Below are 20,779 nucleotides of genomic sequence, written 5' to 3'. Positions count from 1 at the left end.
TCGCGAAGTGGTGCCGGATCGGTTTCATCGGCCGGCACTTCGTAGTTAGTCGTTCTCGGCAGTCATACGCTTTACCCGACACTCGGTCCAGCCTCGCGGCAGAGCTTTGTGTCATTCCAGCGCGGCCCCGCGGCCCGTTCGCGCGCCGCACTGGAATGGCATAACACACCTCTCACGCGCGGCCCGGGACCGTCCCGCCCAGCGCCGCAGAGACAGCTCATGCGCTCGACCGAAGGCGCGGCGCAACATAGAAGGAGTCGCAATGTTTAATAAGATCGTCAAAGAGTTCAAGTGGGGACAACACAACGTCCGCCTGGAAACGGGTGAAATCGCGCGTCAGGCAAGCGGCGCGGTGATCGTCGATGTCGAAGACACTGTGGTGCTCGCGACCGTCGTCGGCGCGAAAACGGCCAAGCCGGGTCAGGATTTCTTCCCGCTGACCGTCGACTATCTGGAAAAGACCTACGCCGCCGGCAAGATCCCGGGCGGCTTCTTCCGTCGCGAAGGCCGTCCGTCGGAAGGCGAGACGCTCATCTCGCGCCTGATCGACCGTCCGCTGCGTCCGCTCTTCCCGGAAGGTTTCTATAACGAAGTGCAGGTCGTGATTCACGTCCTGTCGCTGAATCCGGAAATCCCGGCGGATATCCCCGCGCTGATCGGCGCGTCCGCTGCGCTCGCGGTGTCCGGTCTGCCGTTCAACGGCCCGGTCGGCGCGGCCCGCGTCGCTTACATCAACAACGAGTACGTGCTGAACCCGACGCGTGCGCAGATGAAGGAATCGGCGCTCGATCTGGTCGTCGCGGGCACGGAGCGCGCGGTGCTGATGGTCGAATCCGAGGCGCAGCAGCTTTCTGAAGAAGTGATGCTCGGCGCGGTCGTGTTCGGCCACGAGCAGATGCAAGCCGCGATCGACGCGATCCACGAACTGGTTCGCGACGGCGGCAAGCCCGAGTGGGACTGGCAGCCGGCGCCGAAGAACGAAGCGCTGATCGCGCGCGTCACCGAAATCGCGAAGCCGGAACTCGAAGCTGCGTACCAGCTGCGCAACAAGCAGGCGCGCTCGACGAAGCTGAAGGAAGTCTACGCAGCGACGTCTGCGAAGCTCGCCGAGGAAGCGGCGGCATCGGGCACGGCGGCAGCGGATGCGGCCACCGTCGGCAACATCCTGTTCGATATCGAAGCGAAGATCGTCCGCTCGCAGATCCTGAACGGCGAGCCGCGTATCGACGGCCGCGACACGCGCACGGTGCGCCCGATCGAAATCCGCACGGGCGTGTTGCCGCGTACCCACGGCTCGGCACTCTTCACGCGCGGCGAGACGCAGGCGCTCGTGATCGCGACGCTCGGCACCAAGGGCGACGAGCAGAACATCGACGCGCTCGAAGGCGAATACCGCGAGCGCTTCATGCTCCACTACAACATGCCGCCGTTCGCCACGGGCGAAACCGGCCGCGTCGGTTCGCCGAAGCGCCGTGAAATCGGCCACGGTCGGCTCGCCAAGCGCGCGCTCGTCGCGTGCCTGCCGAGCGCCGACGAATTCGGCTACTCGATCCGCGTCGTGTCCGAAATCACGGAATCGAACGGTTCGTCGTCGATGGCTTCGGTCTGCGGCGGCTGTCTCGCGCTGATGGACGCCGGCGTGCCGATGAAGGCGCACGTCGCCGGCATCGCAATGGGCCTGATCCTCGAAGGCAACAAGTTCGCGGTTCTGACCGACATTCTCGGCGACGAAGATCACCTGGGCGACATGGACTTCAAGGTGGCCGGCACCGCCCAAGGCGTGACCGCGCTGCAGATGGACATCAAGATCCAGGGCATCACGAAGGAAATCATGCAGGTCGCGCTCGCGCAGGCGAAGGAAGGCCGCATGCACATCCTCGGCAAGATGACCTCGGCGGTGCCGGGCACGAACACGGAGCTGTCGGAATTCGCGCCGCGCATGATTACGCTGAAGATCAATCCGGAGAAGATCCGCGACGTGATCGGCAAGGGCGGTTCGGTGATCCGCGCGCTGACCGAAGAGACGAACACGACCATCGACATTTCGGACGACGGCGTCGTGACCATTGCGAGCACGAGCGCCGAAGGCATGGCCGAGGCGAAGAAGCGCATCGAGAACATCACGGCCGAAGTGGAAGTGGGCCAGGTCTACGAAGGTCCGGTGCTGAAGCTGCTCGATTTCGGCGCGATCGTGAATATCCTGCCGGGCAAGGACGGTCTGCTGCACATCTCGGAGATCGTCAACGAGCGCGTGAAGGACATCAACGATTACCTGAAGGAAGGTCAGGTCGTGAAGGTCAAGGTCATCCAGACGGACGAAAAGGGCCGCGTGCGCTTGTCGGCCAAGGCGCTCTTGAACGAAGCCGCGCAACAAACGGAACCGACGCAGCCGCAGCAGTAATGCGGTAATGTGTAGACGGCCGGCCGCTTCTGCGAGCCGGCCGTTTTCTTGTATGGCGTCAATTGGACGATGCGGGACTATGCATTGTCCGATGCGTCGCCGGACTCGATGGCACTGTGGAGCGTGGATTGCTCATCGCGTGCGCAGCGCCATCCGGTTCGAGCCGTTCGAATCGATCCATCCCGCCATGCCCATTCAGGGGAATGCTATGAAGGCCGTCGAAATCACCGAATTTGGCGCACCCGAAGTTCTCAAGCTGGGCGAGCGCCCGATGCCCGAAGCAGGCAAGTGCGAGGTGCTCATCAAGGTGGCCGCTTCCGGTGTGAATCGGCCGGACGTCTTTCAGCGCAAAGGCGCCTATGCGCCGCCGCCGGGCGCGTCCGATCTGCCGGGGCTGGAAGTGGCGGGCGAAATCGTCGACGGCGACCTCGATTCGAAGCACAACCCGTTCGGTCTCAAGAAAGGGGATCGCGTGTGCGCGTTGCTCGCGGGCGGAGGGTACGCAGAGTATGCGGTTGCGCCGCTGGAGCAATGTCTGCCGGTACCAGCCGGTTTGTCCGATATCGAAGCGGCCTCGCTGCCGGAAACGTTCTTCACGGTGTGGAGCAACGTCTTCGAGCGCGCGCATCTTGGCTCCGGCGAAAACGGCGAGGAAGAGACGCTCCTCGTGCAAGGCGGATCGAGCGGCATTGGCGTCACGGCCATCCAGATTGCGCGCGCGCTCGGCTTTCGCGTCTTCGCGACCGCGGGCAGCGACGAGAAATGCCGCGCGTGCGAGACGCTCGGCGCCGAGCGGGCGATCAACTACAAGACAGAGGATTTCGTCGAAGTGGTGAGGTCGCTCACGAACGATCGTGGCGTCGACGTGATTCTGGACATGGTCGCGGGCGACTATCTGCCGCGCGAGTTGAAGGCGCTCGCCGATGGCGGGCGCATCTGCGTGATCGCGCTCTTGGGCGGCGCGAAGGCGGAAATCAATCTCAACGACATTCTGCGTCGCCGGCTAGTCATCACCGGCTCGACGCTGCGTCCGCGTCCCGTCGCTTTCAAGGCGAAAATCGCCGCGAAGCTGAAGGAGCGCGTATGGCCCGAGATCGAGGCAGGGCGCATTAAACCGGTCATTCACCAGGTGTTCCCGGCAAGCGAGGCGGCCGCCGCGCATGCCCTGATGGAAAGCAGCACGCATGTCGGCAAGATCGTGCTCGACTGGACGGAAAACGGGCAACAAAGCGCGTCATAGACGCGAAACGGTTATCGGCGGTTTGACCGAGTTATCTGTAACACAGTAAAATCGCCTGTTTTGCAAGCAGTTCGCAGTTTGTAGCGGTTCATTCCCATAACGCGGCGGCTGATTGAAAAGCACGGCCGCTATAACTAAAGCGGCCGTCGCAAGCCGCCGAGTGACGAGACAATGTCGAGACAACGAGCGAAACTGGTGGTCGGCAACTGGAAGATGCACGGCCGCATGCAGGAAAACGCGGCTCTGCTGACCGAAGTGGCGTCGGGGGCATCGGCCTTGCGCAACGGCGTGGACGTGGGCGTGTGCGTGCCCTATCCGTATCTCGCGCAGGCGCAGGCGCTGCTGGACGGATCGGTGGTGCGCTGGGGCGTGCAGGACGTGTCGGCGCATGTGCAGGGCGCGTACACAGGCGAAGTCGCGGCCGAAATGACGCTCGACTTCGGCGCGACGTACGCGATCGTCGGGCATTCGGAGCGCCGCGCGTACCACTACGAAACGCCGGAACAAGTCGGAGCGAAAGCGCGGCGAGCGCTCGAGGCAGGACTGACGCCTATCGTCTGTGTCGGCGAAACGCTCGATGAACGCGAGCGCGAGGCGACGGAGCAGGTCATCGGCGCCCAGTTGGATGCGGTGCTGCTGATGCTGGACGAGGAGCAGGCGGCGCGCATTGTCGTCGCCTACGAGCCGGTCTGGGCGATCGGCACGGGCAAGAGCGCGACGGCCGACCAGGCGCAGCGCGTTCACGCGTTCCTGCGCAAGAAGCTGGCGGAGAAGTGTGCCGCCGCAGCCGAAGTGCCATTGCTCTATGGCGGCAGCGTCAAACCCGAGAACGCGCAGGAGTTGTTCGGGCAACAAGACATCGACGGCGGGCTGATTGGCGGCGCGTCGCTGAAGTCGAAAGATTTTCTTGCGATCTGCCAGGCGGCGCGAACCGTGTTGCAATAATCGGTTCGTGGTGGGAGCAGTCGAAAGAGCATGTCGCGACACGTGAGTGTCACGGAAACATCAAGATCCAGGTGAGTTGAAATGCTGTATTTGAAGACATTGATTATCGTCGTCCAGTTGCTGTCGGCGCTTGGCGTGATCGGGCTCGTGCTGCTTCAGCACGGCAAGGGCGCCGACATGGGCGCGGCGTTCGGCAGCGGTGCGTCGGGCAGTTTGTTCGGCGCGACCGGCTCGGCGAACTTTCTTTCCCGTACCACGGCTGTGCTCGCCGCGATTTTCTTCATCACGACGCTCGCGCTCACGTACCTCGGAAGCTACAAGCCCCAGACGTCGGCCGGCGTGCTCGGCGCAGGTCCGACGTCTGCTTCAGCGCCTGCTGCGGCTGGAAAGACCGCATCGGCTCCTGCAGCTGCGCCGGCATCGGCAGCGCCTGCGTCATCGGCGCCGGGCACCGATGTGCCGAAATGAACGCCAAAACAAATTTTCGCGAAATTCGTGTTTTGTGCGTTGAACAATTCGTGGGACCTAGTTATAATTCAAGTCTTGAAGCGATTCGCGGCAATTAAGAAGTTTGTTTTCCCGGATTGCAGTACAGTGCCGACGTGGTGAAATTGGTAGACACGCTATCTTGAGGGGGTAGTGGCGAAAGCTGTGCGAGTTCGAGTCTCGCCGTCGGCACCAAAAGTTATCCAATGCCAGCCGCATGCATCGCTTCGGCTGGCATTGTCACTTCTGGAGTACCCTTACGACATCGTTGATATCGTGAGCGGTCCCAAGTGAATCCCGTCGCCGGGTGGTCTGTCCCGGCAAGCATCTCAATCATCACTGACCGAAACTACCGATCAGAGGAAAGCCTTGAACCTCGCACCCTATTACCCCGTCTTCTTGTTTCTTCTGGTGGGCCTTGGTTTAGGTATAGCGCTGGTCAGCATCGGCAAGATTCTCGGTCCCAACAAGCCCGACACCGAAAAGAATGCCCCGTACGAATGCGGCTTCGAAGCATTCGAAGACGCGCGTATGAAGTTCGATGTGCGCTACTATCTCGTCGCAATTCTTTTCATCATCTTCGACCTTGAGACGGCGTTCCTGTTTCCGTGGGGCGTGGCCCTGCGCGACATCGGCTGGCCCGGCTTCATGGCCATGATGATCTTTCTGCTCGAATTCCTGCTCGGCTTCGCCTACATCTGGAGAAAGGGCGGTCTCGACTGGGAATGACGGGTAGATCACCGGATTCATGGGCGGCTTTGGCTGGCTGCTCATCTGGAGTGGAAATCAAATGAGTATCGAAGGGGTCTTGAAGGAAGGCTTTGTCACCACCACGGCTGACAAGCTGATCAACTGGACGCGCACCGGCTCCCTGTGGCCGATGACGTTCGGTCTCGCGTGCTGCGCGGTCGAGATGATGCATGCGGGCGCCGCCCGTTACGACCTGGACCGCTTCGGCGTGGTGTTCCGTCCGAGCCCGCGCCAGTCCGACGTGATGATCGTCGCCGGCACGCTGTGCAACAAGATGGCGCCCGCGCTTCGTAAGGTGTACGACCAGATGGCCGAGCCGCGCTGGGTCATTTCCATGGGTTCGTGTGCGAATGGTGGCGGCTACTACCACTATTCGTACTCCGTCGTGCGTGGCTGCGACCGTATCGTTCCGGTCGACGTCTATGTCCCGGGCTGCCCTCCGACGGCCGAGGCGCTGGTCTACGGCGTGATCCAGCTGCAGGCGAAGATTCGCCGCACGAACACCATCGCCCGTCAATAAAGGCCTGAGCCTCCCCAACTATGGCAAGCAAACTCGAGACCCTCAAAGCGAACCTCGAGGCGGCGTTTGGCGACCGTCTCCAGAACATCACCGAGTCGCTGGGTCAGGTGACGGTCGTCGTGAAGGCGGCCGACTATCTTGAAGTCGCGACCCGGCTGCGTGACGACCGCTCGCTCGGCTTCGAGCAGCTCATGGACCTCGCCGGCATCGACTATTCGACTTTCGGCGACGGCGTCTACGAAGGCCCGCGCTTCGCGGCCGTCGTGCATCTGCTCTCCATCTCGAACAACTGGCGCCTGCGCGTGCGCGTGTTCGCTCCGGACGACGAAGTGCCGATCATTCCGTCGCTCGTCGATATCTGGTCGTCGGCCAACTGGTACGAGCGCGAAGCATTCGACCTGTACGGCATCGTGTTCGAAGGCCACCCCGATCTGCGCCGCATTCTCACGGACTACGGCTTCATCGGCCACCCGTTCCGCAAGGACTTCCCGGTCACGGGCTTCGTCGAAATGCGCTACGACCCGGAAGAGAAGCGCGTCGTGTATCAGCCTGTGACGATCGAGCCGCGCGAAATCACGCCGCGCGTGATCCGCGAAGATCGCTATGGTGGTCTGAAACATTAAGAGAGCGTCATGGCAGACATCAAGAACTACACGCTGAATTTCGGCCCGCAGCACCCTGCCGCGCACGGCGTGCTGCGCCTCGTGCTCGAACTCGACGGCGAAGTGATCCAGCGCGCCGATCCGCACATCGGCCTCTTGCATCGGGCGACCGAGAAGCTCGCCGAAACCAAGACCTTCATTCAGTCCGTGCCGTACATGGACCGTCTCGACTACGTGTCGATGATGGCGAACGAGCACGCCTACGTGATGGCCATCGAGAAGCTGCTCGGCATCGACGTGCCGATCCGCGCGAAGTACATCCGCGTCCTGTTCGACGAAATCACGCGCGTGCTGAACCACCTGATGTGGATCGGCTCGCACGCGCTCGACGTCGGCGCGATGGCGGTCTTCCTCTACGCGTTCCGCGAGCGCGAAGACCTGATGGACGTGTACGAAGCGGTCTCGGGCGCGCGCATGCACGCGGCGTACTACCGTCCGGGCGGCGTCTATCGCGACCTGCCTGACGCAATGCCGCAATACAAGGTCTCCAAGATTCGCAATGCGAAGGCGCTGGAGAAGATGAACGAGAACCGTCAAGGTTCGCTGCTCGACTTCATCGAAGACTTCTTCAATCGCTTCCCGGGCTATGTCGACGAGTACGAAACGCTGCTCACCGACAACCGCATTTGGAAGCAGCGTCTCGTGGGCATCGGCGTGGTGAGTCCCGAGCGCGCGTTGCAGCTCGGCATGAGCGGTGCGATGCTGCGCGGCTCGGGCATCGAATGGGATCTGCGCAAGAAGCAGCCGTATGAAGTCTACGATCAACTGGACTTCGACATTCCGGTGGGCGTGAACGGCGACTGCTACGACCGCTATCTCGTGCGCGTCGAGGAAATGCGTCAGTCCACGCGTATCGCCAAACAGTGCATTGCCTGGCTGCGCAAGAATCCCGGCCCTGTGATGGTCGATAATCACAAGGTTGCGCCGCCGTCGCGCGTCGGCATGAAGAGCAACATGGAAGAGCTGATTCACCACTTCAAGCTCTTCACGGAAGGCTTCCACGTGCCGGAAGGCGAGACCTACGCCGCGATCGAGCATCCGAAGGGCGAGTTCGGCATCTATCTCGTGTCGGACGGCGCGAACAAGCCGTACCGCCTGAAGATCCGCGCGCCTGGCTTCGCGCATCTGGCCTCGCTGGACGAGATGGCGCGCGGCCACATGATCGCCGACGCCGTCACGATCATCGGAACGCAAGACATCGTGTTCGGCGAGATTGATCGCTGATTCCGTCGTCCGCTCGCGCGGCGCGCTCGTCGGCCGGGCCGCCGTCGCGCTGAATCGAGCGCAAAGCGTTGAAGCAATTACAGGAAACCGCAGGACGCCAGGTCTGCCGCAATAAGATGCCCGCGGCAGGTTTTCGTTCGGTAGGAATTGAAAGAGTCGTGTCTGAAAATGATCTCAGCTGAAGGCCTGAAAGAAATCGATCGTGCGATCGCGAAGTATCCCGCCGAGCAGAAGCAGTCGGCGGTGATGGCTGCGCTTGCTGTCGCTCAGGAAGAGCACGGATGGCTCTCGCCCGAACTCATGAAGTTCGTCGCCGACTATCTGAGCATGCCGCCTGTCGCGGTGCAGGAAGTCGCCACGTTCTACACGATGTACGAGCTCGCGCCGGTCGGTAAGCACAAGATCACGCTCTGCACGAACTTGCCCTGCCAGCTCGGCCCGGACGGCGGCTCGGATAGTGCTGCTCAGTATCTCAAGCAGAAGCTCGGCATCGACTTCGGCGAAACCACGCCCGACGGCAAGTTCACGCTGAAAGAAGGCGAGTGCTTCGGCGCGTGCGGCGATGCGCCGGTCATGCTGGTGAACAACCACCGCATGTGCAGCTTCATGAGCCGCGAGAAGATCGACCAGTTGATCGAGGAACTTTCGAAATGACGTCTCTCCACGATCGTCACATCAAGCCGCTGATCCTCGCTGGCCTCAATGGCGAGAACTGGCATCTCGAAGATTACGTTGCGCGCGGCGGCTACAAGCAGCTGCGCCGCATTCTGGAAGAAAAGATTCCGCCCGAGCAGGTGATTGCCGACGTGAAGGCGTCGGGTCTGCGCGGTCGCGGCGGCGCGGGCTTCCCGACCGGCCTGAAGTGGAGCTTCATGCCGCGTCAGTTCCCGGGGCAGAAGTATCTCGTCTGCAATTCGGACGAAGGCGAACCGGGCACGTTCAAGGACCGCGACATCCTGCGCTGGAACCCGCACGCGCTGATCGAAGGCATGGCCATCGGCGCGTATGCGATGGGCATCACCGTCGGCTACAACTACATCCACGGCGAGATCTGGGAAGTCTATAAGGTGTTCGAAGCGGCGCTGGAAGAAGCGCGCGCTGCCGGCTATCTCGGCGCGAACATCCTCGGCTCCGGCTTCTCGTTCGAGTTGTACGCTCACCACGGTTACGGCGCATACATCTGCGGCGAAGAAACCGCGCTGCTCGAATCGCTCGAAGGCAAGAAGGGCCAGCCGCGCTTCAAGCCGCCTTTCCCGGCGAGCTTCGGCGTGTACGGCAAGCCGACCACCATCAACAACACCGAGACGTTCGCTGCGGTGCCGTTCCTGCTGGAAATCGGGCCGCAGAATTACCTCGAGATCGGCAAGCCGAACAACGGCGGCACGAAGATTTTCTCGGTGTCGGGCGACGTGAATCGTCCGGGCAACTATGAAATTCCGCTCGGCACGCCGTTTTCGACGCTGATGGAACTGGCCGGCGGCGTGCGCGGCGAGTCGATCAAGGCGGTGATTCCGGGCGGGTCGTCGGCGCCGGTGGTGCCGGGCGAGATGATGCTCGCGACCGATATGGACTACGATTCGATCGCCAAGGCGGGTTCGATGCTCGGCTCGGGCGCGGTCATCGTCATGAACGAAACGCGGTGCATGGTGCGTTCGTTGCTGCGGCTGTCGTACTTCTATTACGAGGAGTCGTGCGGTCAGTGCACGCCTTGCCGCGAAGGCACGGGCTGGCTGTATCGCGTGGTGCATCGCATCGAGCACGGCCTCGGCCGCAAGGAAGACCTGGATCTGCTGAATTCTGTCGCCGAAAACATCATGGGCCGCACGATCTGCGCGCTCGGCGATGCGGCGGCCATGCCGGTGCGCGGCATGCTGAAGCACTTCTGGAACGAATTCGAATATCACGTCGAGCACAAGCACTGTCTCGTCGGCGGGCACGCGCATCATGCGGCGTCCGAGGCGCTTACCGCGTAATCAGGCGCACAGTCAGTTGCGCGAAAGAGGTTGAGGACCATTCCCCATCATGGTTGAACTAGAAATTGACGGCAAGACGGTCGAGGTGCCCGAAGGCAGCATGGTGATCCAGGCTGCGCACAAGGTCGATACGTACATTCCTCACTTCTGCTATCACAAGAAGCTGTCGATCGCGGCGAACTGCCGGATGTGCCTCGTCGAGGTCGAAAAGATGCCGAAGGCCGTCCCCGCGTGCGCCACGCCCGTGTCGGCCGGCATGGTCGTGCGAACCGCCTCCGACAAGGCCGTGAAGGCCCAGCAGTCGGTGATGGAGTTCCTGCTGATCAATCACCCGCTGGATTGCCCGATCTGCGATCAGGGCGGCGAGTGCCAGTTGCAGGATCTGGCCGTGGGTTACGGCAAGTCCCAGTCGCGCTACAACGAAGAAAAGCGCGTGGTGTTCCACAAGAACGTGGGCCCGCTCATCTCGATGGAAGAGATGACGCGCTGCATCCACTGCACGCGCTGCGTGCGCTTCGGCCAGGAAATCGCCGGCGTCATGGAACTCGGCATGCTGGGCCGCGGCGAGCATTCGGAAATCACGTCGTTCGTCGGCAAGACGGTGGATTCGGAGCTGTCGGGCAACATGATCGACCTGTGCCCGGTCGGCGCGCTGACCAGCAAGCCGTTCCGCTACAGCGCGCGGACGTGGGAACTGTCGCGCCGCAAGTCGGTGAGCCCGCACGATTCCGTCGGTTCGAACCTGGTCGTCCAGGTGAAGAACAACCGCGTGATGCGCGTTCTGCCGATGGAAAACGAAGCCATCAACGAATGCTGGATCTCGGACAAGGACCGCTTCTCGTACGAAGCGCTCAATAGCGACGAACGTCTCACCACGCCGATGCTCAAGCAGGGCGGCAAGTGGATCGAAACGGACTGGCAGACGGCGCTCGAGTACGTGGCGAAAGGCATCAAGGGCATCAAGGCGGATCATGGCGCGAACGCCATCGCCGCGCTCGCGACGCCGCATAGCACGGTCGAAGAACTGTATCTGCTGAAGCAGTTCGCGGAAGGCGTCGGCTCGCCGAACGTCGATTTCCGTCTGCGTCAGAACGACTTTTCCGCGCCGGTGGGCGCCGGCGCGCCGTGGCTCGGCGTGAAGATCGCCGACCTGTCGAACGTCGATACGGCGTTCGTTATCGGCTCGTTCCTGCGCCGCGATCATCCGCTTTTCGCCGCGCGTCTGCGTCAGGCAGCGAAGAACGGCGCGATGCTCACGTTCCTGAACGCGAGCAACGACGATTCGCTGATCCCGACCGCGCACCGTCTGGTCGCGGCGCCCTCGGCGTGGCTCGATCAGCTCGCTGGCATCGCGGGTGCGATCTCCGAAGCGCGCGGCGTCGCGCTGCCGGACGCATTCGCCGGTCGCGAGGTGTCGGCTGCGGCGAAGGACGTGGCGGCTTCGTTGTCGGCGGGCGAGAAGCGTGTCGTGCTGCTCGGCAACGTGGCGGTCCAGCATCCGGACTTCGCGCAGATTCAGGCGGCGGCGCAATGGATCGCCGACAACACCGGCGCGACGCTCGGCTTCCTGACCGAAGGCGCGAATTCGGTCGGCGGTTATCTCGTCGATGCGCTGCCGGGCGAAGGCGGTCTCGACGCCCGCGCGGCGTTCGAACAGCCGCGCAAGGGCTATGTGCTCTTCAACGCGGAGCCGGAGCTCGACGCGGCCAACCCGGCGCAAGCCGTCGCGGCGCTGAAGGCAGCCGAGATGGTGGTCGTGCTGTCGCCATTCAAGCACGGCATGGAGTACGCCGACGTGCTGCTGCCCATCGCGCCGTTCACGGAGACGTCGGGCACGTTCGTCAACGCGGAAGGCACGGCGCAGTCGTTTAACGGCGTCGTCCGCGCATTGGGCGAGACGCGTCCGGGCTGGAAGGTATTGCGCGTGCTGGGCACGATGCTCGGTCTGCCGGGCTTCGAATTCGACACGGCGGAAGAAGTGCGCGTCGCGGCGCTCGGCACGGGCGACCTCACGGCGCGTCTGTCGAACAAGACGACGGTCGCACCGAAGCGCGCTGCATCCAACATTTCGGTGAAGGGCGGCTTCGAGCGTCTCGCCGACGTGCCGATCTATCACGCCGACCCGCTCGTGCGCCGCGCGCCGTCGCTGCATCTGACGGCAGCCGCACGCGACGCGAATGTCGCCGGCCTGCCGACGACGCTCTTCGACAAGCTCGGCCTGAAGGACGGCGACGCCGTGCGCATCAAGCAAGGCGACCTGTCGGTGGTGATGCCCGCGGTTCGCGACGCGAACCTGGCGGAAACGGTGGTGCGCGTGTCGGCGGCTACCGCGGCTGGCGCCGCACTCGGCGGCCTGTTCGGTGAACTGGTAGTGGAGAAGGCGTAAATGGGCTTGTTCGATACGATCAACGCAGGCGGCACGCAGCTTCTGGGCGTTGCCTGGCCGACCGTGTGGGCGCTGGTGCGCATCCTCGTGGTTGCGGTGGTGATCCTGCTGTGCGTCGCGTACCTGATTCTTTGGGAACGCAAGCTCATCGGCTGGATGCACGTGCGTCTCGGCCCGAACCGCGTCGGCCCGGCAGGCTTGCTGCAGCCAATCGCGGACGTGCTGAAGCTGCTGCTGAAGGAAGTCATTCAGCCGACGCAGGCGAGCAAATGGATCTACGTCATCGCGCCGATCATGACCGTGGTGCCGGCCTTCGCGGTCTGGGCGGTGATTCCGTTCCAGGCGAAAGCCGTGCTCGGCAACATCAACGCGGGTCTCCTGTACATCATGGCGATCTCGTCGATCGGCGTGTACGGCGTGATTCTCGCGGGCTGGGCGTCGAACTCGAAGTACGCGTTCCTCGGCGCCATGCGCGCAGCGGCGCAGATGGTGTCCTACGAAATCTCGATGGGCTTCGCGCTCGTCGTGGTGCTGATGGTCGCGGGCACGCTGAACATGTCGGATATCGTCGCTTCGCAGCAGCGCGGCATCTTCGCGGGCTTCGGCGTCAACATCCTGTCGTGGAACTGGCTGCCGCTTCTGCCGATGTTCGTCGTGTACTTCATCTCGGGCATCGCTGAAACGAACCGTCACCCGTTCGACGTGGTGGAAGGCGAATCGGAAATCGTCGCGGGTCACATGATCGACTACTCGGGCATGGCGTTCGCGCTGTTCTTCCTCGCCGAGTACATCAACATGATCGTGATCTCGGCGATCGCGACGACCCTGTTCCTGGGTGGCTGGGACGCGCCGTTCGGCTTCCTGTCGTTCATCCCGGGCGTATTCTGGTTCGTGCTCAAGGTTTTCTTCCTGCTGTCGGTCTTCATCTGGGCCCGCGCGACATTCCCGCGCTACCGCTATGACCAGATCATGCGTCTCGGCTGGAAGGTGTTCCTGCCGGTCTCGGTAGTGTGGGTGGTCGTGATCGGCTTCTGGATCATGTCGCCGCTCAACATCTGGAAGTAGTCGGACGAACCCAGGACAAGAGCGGACCAAACATCATGAACGCAATTCAGAACTTCTTTAAGACCTTCTTCCTGACCGAACTGCTGAAGGGTCTGGCGCTGACGGGCCGTTACACGTTCCAGCGCAAGATCACGGTGCAGTTCCCGGAAGAAAAGACGCCGGTGTCGCCGCGCTTTCGCGGACTGCACGCGCTGCGCCGCTATGAAAACGGCGAAGAGCGCTGCATCGCGTGCAAGCTGTGCGAAGCGGTGTGCCCGGCGCTCGCGATCACCATCGAATCGGAAACGCGCGCGGACAATACCCGTCGCACGACGCGCTACGACATCGACCTGACCAAGTGCATCTTCTGCGGCTTCTGCGAAGAGAGCTGCCCGGTCGATTCGATCGTCGAGACGCACATCCTCGAATATCACGGCGAAAAGCGCGGCGATCTGTATTTCACGAAGGACATGCTGCTTGCAGTGGGCGATCGCTACGAGACGGAAATCGCCGCATCGAAGGCGGCCGACGCGCCTTACCGTTGATGCGAAGCGGATGCCGGCGTCGCGCCGGCGTCCAAGTCGAAGCGATTTTGCTGTTGCTGTTGGCGCGTTGCGCCGCGCGCTGACGCACCCTGCCTGATGATGGCCTAACGATGAACCGGTAATCATGGAATTCACAACCGTACTGTTCTATATCTTCGCGCTGCTGTTGACCGTGTCCGCGCTGAAGGTGATCACCTCGCGCAATCCGGTGTCATCCGCGCTCTTTCTCGTGCTCGCGTTCTTCAACGCGGCCGCGATCTGGATGCTGTTGCAAGCCGAATTCCTCGCGATCCTGCTGGTTCTCGTGTATGTCGGCGCGGTGATGGTGCTCTTCCTCTTCGTCGTGATGATGCTCGACATCAACATCGACGTGCTGCGGCGCGACTTCAAGCGTTTCGTGCCGCTCGCGACCATCGTCGGCGCGATCATCGTCATCGAAACGGCGCTGATTCTGTGGCACGGCTACGGCGCGACGGTCACGCCGCTGCGTGATGCGGGCACGGCTGCCGCGGGCGCCGGCGTGAGCGGCGCGGCGCTGATGCCGAATACGCAGCTCATCGGCAAGGTCATTTACACGGACTACATCTTCGCGTTCGAAATCGCGGGTCTGGTGCTGCTGGTGGCGATCATCGCGGCCATCTCGCTGACCGTGCGCGACAAGAAGGACAAGAAGACGCAAACCGTCAGCAAGCAGGTCAAGGTTCGCCGTCAGGACCGCGTGCGCCTCGTCAAGATGCCGGCCGAAACGCAGGCGCCGGATGCAACGGTGGAACCTGCCGTGACCGGCAACATCGGCGCGGGCGTGGTGGATAACAAGGGCTGAGCGCGAAGGAGAGAACAAACATGTTGAGTCTTGCCCATTACCTCGTGCTCGGCGCGATCCTTTTCGCGATCAGCATCGTCGGCATCTTCCTGAACCGCCGCAACGTCATCATCATCCTGATGGCCATCGAACTGATGCTGCTTGCGGTGAACACCAATTTCGTCGCGTTCTCGCACTATCTGGGCGACGTTCACGGCCAGATTTTCGTGTTCTTCGTCCTGACCGTGGCCGCTGCGGAAGCCGCGATCGGTCTCGCGATTCTCGTGACCCTGTTCCGTAGCCTCGACACGATCAACGTCGAGGACCTCGATCAGCTCAAAGGTTAATTTCAGGCTAGGCTGTTATGTCCACGACACTCAATGAAAACCTCCTGCTCGCGGTCCCGCTGGCTCCGCTCGCGGGCTCGCTGATCGCGGGGCTGCTCGGGAAGACGGTGGGGCGCAAGGGCTCGCACCGCGTCACCATTCTCGGCGTCTTCATCTCGTTCATCCTGTCGGCGTTCGTGTTCTACGACGTGATGATGGGCGCGAGCTTCAACGGCACCGTCTACGAATGGATGACGATGGGCTCGCTCAAGATGGAAGTCGGCTTCCTCGTCGATTCGCTGACGGCGATGATGATGGTCATCGTGACCTTCGTCTCGCTGATGGTGCACATCTACACCATCGGCTACATGGCGGAAGAAGACGGCTATCAGCGCTTCTTCTCGTACATTTCGCTCTTCACGTTCTCGATGCTCATGCTCGTGATGAGCAACAACTTCCTGCAGCTGTTCTTCGGCTGGGAAGCGGTGGGTCTCGTTTCGTATCTGCTGATCGGCTTCTACTTCACCCGTGAAAGCGCGATCTACGCGAACATGAAGGCGTTCATCGTCAACCGCGTCGGTGACTTCGGCTTCCTGCTCGGCATCGGCCTGCTGCTGGCGTTCGCGGGTTCGCTGAACTACGGCGACGTCTTTGCGCAAGGCGAAAAGCTCGCCGCCATGACGTTCCCGGGCACGAGCTGGGGCCTGCTGACCGTGGCGTGCATCTGCCTCTTCATCGGCGCGATGGGTAAGTCCGCGCAGTTCCCGCTGCACGTGTGGCTGCCGGATTCGATGGAAGGCCCGACGCCGATCTCCGCGCTGATCCACGCGGCAACGATGGTGACGGCCGGTATCTTCATGGTGACGCGCATGTCGCCGCTCTTCGAGCATTCGGATGCCGCGCTCTCGTTCGTGACGGTGATCGGCGCGATCACGGCGCTGTTCATGGGCTTCCTCGGCGTCGTGCAGAACGACATCAAGCGCGTGGTCGCGTATTCGACGCTCTCCCAGCTCGGCTACATGACGGTCGCGCTCGGCGTGTCGGCGTACCCGGTGGCGGTGTTCCACTTGGGCACGCACGCGTTCTTCAAGGCGCTGCTGTTCCTCGGCGCGGGTTCGGTCATCATCGGCATGCACCACGACCAGGACATGCGCAACATGGGCGGTCTGGCCAAGTACATGCCGATTACGTGGATCACGTCGCTGATCGGATCGCTGGCGCTGATCGGCACGCCGTTCTTCTCGGGCTTCTATTCGAAGGACTCGATCATCGATGCGGTGAAGCTGTCGCATCTGCCGGGTTCGGGTTTTGCATACTTCGCGGTGGTGGCGAGCGTCTTCGTCACGGCGCTGTATTCGTTCCGTATGTACTTCCTCGTTTTCCACGGCAAGGAGCGCTTCCGCGGTCCGAAGCATCCGGACTCGCCGATGGGCGCCGAAGAGGCGACGCACGGCCAGGGCCACGGTAGCGACGATCATGGTCACGCACACGGCCACGGCCACGGTCACGGCCACGATGACCACGGCCACGGCCACGGCCACGCACACGAGCCGCACGAAAGCCCGTGGGTCGTCACGCTGCCGCTCATCCTGCTGGCGATTCCGTCGGTCATCATCGGCGCGATCATGATCGGCCCGATGCTCTTCGGCGACTTCTTCTCGCACGGCGTCGTGTTCGACAAGGTGATCTACATCGCCGAGAACCACGAAGGCATGCGCGAAATGGCCGAAGAATTTCACGGCTGGTTCCCGATGGGCCTGCATTCGGTCGCAGGCCTGCCGGTGTGGCTCGCGCTCGCGGGCGTGATTGTCGCGTGGTTCCTGTACATGAAGCGCCCGGATCTGCCGCCGGTGATCCGCCGCCGCTTCGGCCCGATCTATACGCTGCTCGACAACAAATACTACTTCGACAAGATCAACGAAGTGGTCTTCGCCCGGGGCGCGGTCGCCATCGGTCGCGGGCTGTGGAAAGAGGGCGATGTGGTCGTCATCGACGGCGTCGTCAACGGCAGTGCGCGGTTCGTCGCCTGGTTCGCCGGTGTGATCCGCTTCCTTCAATCCGGTTACATCTATCACTACGCGTTCGCCATGATTATCGGCATGTTGGGGCTCTTGACCCTGTTTGTAACGCTCGGCGGCAAATAAGGCGAGGGACCCTATGCACTCTTTTCCGATTCTCAGTGTCGCGATCTGGCTGCCGATCATTTTCGGCGTCCTGGTCCTGGCTGTAGGTTCCGACCGTAACCCGGCGCCCGCGCGCTGGGTCGCGCTGATCGGCTCGGTTCTCGGTTTGATCGTGACCCTTCCGCTGATCACCGGCTTCGATACGTCGAGCGCCGCGCTGCAGTTCGTCGAACAGGCGAACTGGATCGAGCGGTTCAACATCACGTATCACCTGGGTGTCGACGGCATCTCGATGTGGTTCGTCGTGCTGACCGCGCTCATCACCGTGATCGTCGTGATCGCGGGGTGGGAAGTCATCACGGAGCGCGTCTCGCAGTACATGGCCGCGTTCCTGATCCTCTCGGGCATCATGATCGGCGTGTTCTCCACGGCCGACGGCCTGCTGTTCTACGTGTTCTTCGAAGCCACGCTCATTCCGATGTACATCATCATCGGCGTGTGGGGCGGCCCGAATCGCGTGTATGCGGCGTTCAAGTTCTTCCTGTACACGCTCGCCGGCTCGCTCCTGATGCTGGTCGCGTTGCTGTACCTGTACACGCAGACGCACACGTTCGATCTTGCCACGTGGCAAGCCGCCAAGATCGGCATGACGCCGCAGGTGTTGCTCTTTATCGCGTTCTTCCTGGCGTTCGCCGTGAAGGTGCCGATGTGGCCGGTTCACACCTGGCTGCCGGACGCGCACGTCGAAGCACCGACCGGTGGTTCCGTCGTGCTGGCGGCGATCATGCTGAAGCTCGGCGCATACGGTTTCCTGCGCTTCTCGCTGCCGATCGCGCCGGACGCGAGCCACTTCCTGGCGCCGGTCGTCATCACGCTGTCGCTGATCGCGGTCATCTATATCGGCCTCGTCGCGATGGTGCAGGCCGACATGAAGAAGCTCGTCGCGTATTCGTCGATCGCGCACATGGGCTTCGTCACGCTCGGCTTCTTCATCTTCAGCCAGCTCGGCGTGGAAGGCGCGATCATCCAGATGATCTCGCACGGCTTCGTCTCGGGCGCGATGTTCCTGTCCATCGGCGTGCTGTACGACCGCGTGCATTCGCGTCAGATCGCGGATTACGGCGGCGTCGTGAACACCATGCCGAAGTTCGCCGCGTTCTCGATGCTGTTCGCGATGGCCAACTGCGGTCTGCCGGGCACCTCGGGTTTCGTCGGCGAGTTCATGGTGATTCTGGCTGCCGTGAAGTTCAACTTCTGGATCGGCTTCCTCGCCACGTTCACGCTGATTCTCGGCGCGGCCTACACGCTGTGGATGTACAAGCGCGTGTATTTTGGCGCCGTTGCGAACGACCACGTCGCGAAGCTCGCGGACATCAACAAGCGTGAAATGTTCATGCTGCTCGTGCTCGCGCTCTTCACGCTCTATATGGGCCTGCATCCGAAGCCCTTCACCGACGTGATGCACGAGTCGGTGGCAAACCTGCTCTCCCACGTCGCGCAGTCCAAGCTGCCGCTGGCTCAGTAACGCCGTGCGGAGGAACTAAAAGATCATGCAAAACGCCCCTATGAGTGTCCTGTTGCCCGACGGCATCCTGATGGCCGCCGTCGTCGTGGCCTGGTTGAACGACACGATGTTCGGTCCGTCGAGCCGCCGTACCACTTACGCGATCGCGCTGGTCTCGACCATCGTCGTCGGCGTGTGGTTCGCGTTCTCGGCGCTCGATCCGACGCCGCATTACTTCTTCGCGCGCATGTATATCGTCGATCCGTTCGCGAGCGCGATGAAAGCGGTCGTGACGCTCGGTTATGCGGTGTCGATCATCTACTCGCGCAAGTATCTGGAAGACCGCGATCTGTTCCGCGGCGACTTCTTCCTGCTAGGCCTGTTCTCGCTGCTCGGCCAGTGCGTGATGATTTCGGGCAACAACTTCCTCACGCTGTACCTCGGTCTCGAACTGATGTCGCTGTCGCTGTACGCGGTCATCGCGCTGCGCAAGGACGTGCCGCAGTCGAACGAATCGGCGATGAAGTACTACGTGCTCGGCGCGCTCGCGTCCGGCTTCCTGCTCTACGGCATCTCGATGCTGTACGGCGCGACCGGCTCGCTGGAACTGAACGAAGTGCTGAAGGCCGTGGCGTCGGGTCGCATCAATGACGCGGTGCTGCTCTTCGGCGTGATCTTCATCGTGGCGGGCGTGGCGTTCAAGATGGGCGCGGTGCCGTTCCACATGTGGGTGCCCGACGTCTATCAAGGCGCGCCGACGGCCATGACGCTGCTGACCGGCGGCGGCCCGAAGGTCGCGGCGTTCGCGTGGGGCCTGCGCTTCCTGGTGATGGGCCTGCTGCCGTTCGCGGTCGACTGGCAGGAGATGCTGGTGATTCTCGCGGCGCTGTCGCTGATCGTCGGCAACGTCACGGGTATCGTGCAGAAGAACATCAAGCGGATGCTGGCGTACTCGGCCATCTCGAACATGGGCTTCGTGCTGCTCGGCCTTCTGGCCGGCGTGGTCGACGGCAAGGTGACGGGCGCTGCGGGCGCGTACAGCTCGGCGATGTTCTACAGCATCATCTATCTGGTGACGACGCTCGGCACCTTCGGCATCGTGATGCTGCTCGCGCGCCGCGACTTCGAAGCCGAACAGATCGACGACTTCAAGGGCCTCAACCAGCGCAGCCCGGTCTTCGCGTTCGTCATGATGATCATGATGTTCTCGCTTGCCGGCATTCCGCCGACGGTCGGCTTCTATGCGAAGCTCGCCGTGCTCGAAGCGACGATGAACGCCGGTCTGACGTGGCTCGCCGTGCTGGCCGTGCTGACGTCGCTCGTGGGCGCGTTCTACTACCTGCGTATCGTCAAGCTGATGTACTTCGACGCGCCGCAAGACGCATCGCCGATCGTCGCGGATGGCCTCAATCGTTCGCTGCTGGCGTTCAACGGTTTGGCCGTGCTCGTGCTGGGTCTGGTTCCGGGCCCGCTGATGACGGCGTGCCTGCAAGCAATCACGCATACGCTGCCGCTGTAATGTCGGCTGCGGGCTGGTTTATCGTGTTGTTGGCGCTCGTCGGCGCCAACGTGCCGTTCCTGAACCAGCGCCTTTTCGCTGTCGTGCCGGTGCCGCTGCCGGCGCCGACGCGCCATCAGGCGGCGAAGAAGAGCGCGTGGATCAGGATCGGCGAGTTGATCGTTCTCTACTTCGTGGTTGGCGCGCTCGGCTTCATGCTCGAAGCGCGCGCCGGCAACCGTTTCGATCAGGGATGGCAGTTCTACGCCATCACCTTCAGTCTGTTCGTGGTGCTCGCGTTTCCGGGCTTCACCTATCAATATCTCGTCAAACGCCGCTGATGGCTTCGC

General features: G+C 62.4%; 19 protein-coding genes and 1 tRNA gene. All 20 read left to right on the top strand.

Annotation, left to right across the window (positions count from 1 at the left end; translation table 11 throughout):
* Positions 1-262 precede the first annotated feature (262 nt).
* The 20 genes from pnp (at position 263) to JYK05_RS07880 (ending at position 20,770) form a co-directional block, all read left to right on the top strand.
* Entirely contained in the window at positions 263-2,401 is a 2,139-nt protein-coding gene (gene pnp / locus JYK05_RS07975) for a polyribonucleotide nucleotidyltransferase (protein WP_175944119.1), read from the top strand.
* A gap of 208 nt (positions 2,402-2,609) precedes the next feature.
* Positions 2,610-3,641, top strand: a complete 1,032-nt coding sequence (locus JYK05_RS07970) for an NAD(P)H-quinone oxidoreductase (RefSeq protein WP_175944117.1) — start codon at positions 2,610-2,612, stop codon at positions 3,639-3,641.
* 171 nt (positions 3,642-3,812) lie between these two features.
* Positions 3,813-4,586 carry a triose-phosphate isomerase gene (gene tpiA / locus JYK05_RS07965; RefSeq protein ID WP_175944115.1) on the top strand — a complete coding sequence of 258 codons (774 nt, stop codon included), beginning with the start codon at positions 3,813-3,815 and terminating at the stop codon, positions 4,584-4,586.
* An 81-nt stretch (positions 4,587-4,667) separates the two neighbouring features.
* Positions 4,668-5,054, top strand: coding sequence for a preprotein translocase subunit SecG (secG, locus tag JYK05_RS07960; protein WP_175944114.1), 387 nt, complete (start codon positions 4,668-4,670; stop codon positions 5,052-5,054).
* A 128-nt stretch (positions 5,055-5,182) separates the two neighbouring features.
* Positions 5,183-5,267 (top strand) — tRNA-Leu (locus JYK05_RS07955).
* A 174-nt stretch (positions 5,268-5,441) separates the two neighbouring features.
* A complete protein-coding gene (locus JYK05_RS07950) occupies positions 5,442-5,801 on the top strand; it encodes an NADH-quinone oxidoreductase subunit A (protein WP_040051564.1) in 360 nt (119 codons plus the stop codon).
* Between the two features lie 61 nt (positions 5,802-5,862).
* Positions 5,863-6,342 (top strand): NADH-quinone oxidoreductase subunit B family protein, encoded by a 480-nt coding sequence (locus JYK05_RS07945; protein ID WP_006052903.1) that lies wholly within the window; start codon positions 5,863-5,865, stop codon positions 6,340-6,342.
* A gap of 20 nt (positions 6,343-6,362) precedes the next feature.
* Positions 6,363-6,965: an NADH-quinone oxidoreductase subunit C gene (locus tag JYK05_RS07940; RefSeq protein WP_175944110.1), complete on the top strand. Its 603-nt coding sequence runs from the start codon at positions 6,363-6,365 to the stop codon at positions 6,963-6,965.
* Between the two features lie 9 nt (positions 6,966-6,974).
* Entirely contained in the window at positions 6,975-8,228 is a 1,254-nt protein-coding gene (locus tag JYK05_RS07935; RefSeq protein ID WP_175944108.1) for an NADH-quinone oxidoreductase subunit D, read from the top strand.
* Positions 8,229-8,396: 168 nt separating this feature from the next.
* Entirely contained in the window at positions 8,397-8,882 is a 486-nt protein-coding gene (gene nuoE / locus JYK05_RS07930; RefSeq protein WP_206466578.1) for an NADH-quinone oxidoreductase subunit NuoE, read from the top strand.
* On the top strand, positions 8,879-10,201 hold the full coding sequence (gene nuoF, locus JYK05_RS07925) for an NADH-quinone oxidoreductase subunit NuoF (protein ID WP_175944104.1): 1,323 nt from the start codon (positions 8,879-8,881) through the stop codon (positions 10,199-10,201). Before nuoE ends, nuoF begins: the two co-directional genes overlap by 4 nt.
* A gap of 49 nt (positions 10,202-10,250) precedes the next feature.
* A complete protein-coding gene (gene nuoG / locus JYK05_RS07920; RefSeq protein ID WP_206466577.1) occupies positions 10,251-12,587 on the top strand; it encodes an NADH-quinone oxidoreductase subunit NuoG in 2,337 nt (778 codons plus the stop codon).
* Entirely contained in the window at positions 12,588-13,652 is a 1,065-nt protein-coding gene (gene nuoH, locus JYK05_RS07915) for an NADH-quinone oxidoreductase subunit NuoH (RefSeq protein ID WP_175944100.1), read from the top strand.
* A gap of 35 nt (positions 13,653-13,687) precedes the next feature.
* Positions 13,688-14,176: an NADH-quinone oxidoreductase subunit NuoI gene (nuoI, locus tag JYK05_RS07910; RefSeq protein ID WP_159836462.1), complete on the top strand. Its 489-nt coding sequence runs from the start codon at positions 13,688-13,690 to the stop codon at positions 14,174-14,176.
* 124 nt (positions 14,177-14,300) lie between these two features.
* Positions 14,301-14,999, top strand: a complete 699-nt coding sequence (locus JYK05_RS07905; protein ID WP_206466576.1) for an NADH-quinone oxidoreductase subunit J — start codon at positions 14,301-14,303, stop codon at positions 14,997-14,999.
* 20 nt (positions 15,000-15,019) lie between these two features.
* Positions 15,020-15,325, top strand: coding sequence for an NADH-quinone oxidoreductase subunit NuoK (gene nuoK, locus JYK05_RS07900; RefSeq protein WP_007588140.1), 306 nt, complete (start codon positions 15,020-15,022; stop codon positions 15,323-15,325).
* A gap of 17 nt (positions 15,326-15,342) precedes the next feature.
* Positions 15,343-17,448 (top strand): NADH-quinone oxidoreductase subunit L, encoded by a 2,106-nt coding sequence (nuoL, locus tag JYK05_RS07895; protein WP_206466575.1) that lies wholly within the window; start codon positions 15,343-15,345, stop codon positions 17,446-17,448.
* Between the two features lie 13 nt (positions 17,449-17,461).
* Complete coding sequence (locus JYK05_RS07890) at positions 17,462-18,952, top strand: NADH-quinone oxidoreductase subunit M (protein ID WP_175944094.1); 1,491 nt, start codon at positions 17,462-17,464, stop codon at positions 18,950-18,952.
* Between the two features lie 25 nt (positions 18,953-18,977).
* Positions 18,978-20,450, top strand: coding sequence for an NADH-quinone oxidoreductase subunit NuoN (gene nuoN, locus JYK05_RS07885; protein WP_175944092.1), 1,473 nt, complete (start codon positions 18,978-18,980; stop codon positions 20,448-20,450).
* The gene (locus tag JYK05_RS07880; protein ID WP_175944090.1) at positions 20,450-20,770 is read left to right on the top strand and encodes a DUF2818 family protein; all 321 of its coding nucleotides are present in this window, start codon (positions 20,450-20,452) and stop codon (positions 20,768-20,770) included. Before nuoN ends, JYK05_RS07880 begins: the two co-directional genes overlap by 1 nt.
* The last annotated feature ends 9 nt before the right edge of the window (positions 20,771-20,779 follow it).

This window comes from Caballeronia sp. M1242 (genome assembly GCF_017220215.1).
In the GTDB taxonomy this organism is placed as follows: Bacteria; Pseudomonadota; Gammaproteobacteria; order Burkholderiales; family Burkholderiaceae; genus Caballeronia.
Note: the sequence above shows the minus strand (reverse complement) of the source record. Positions and strands in the feature narration are given on the sequence as shown.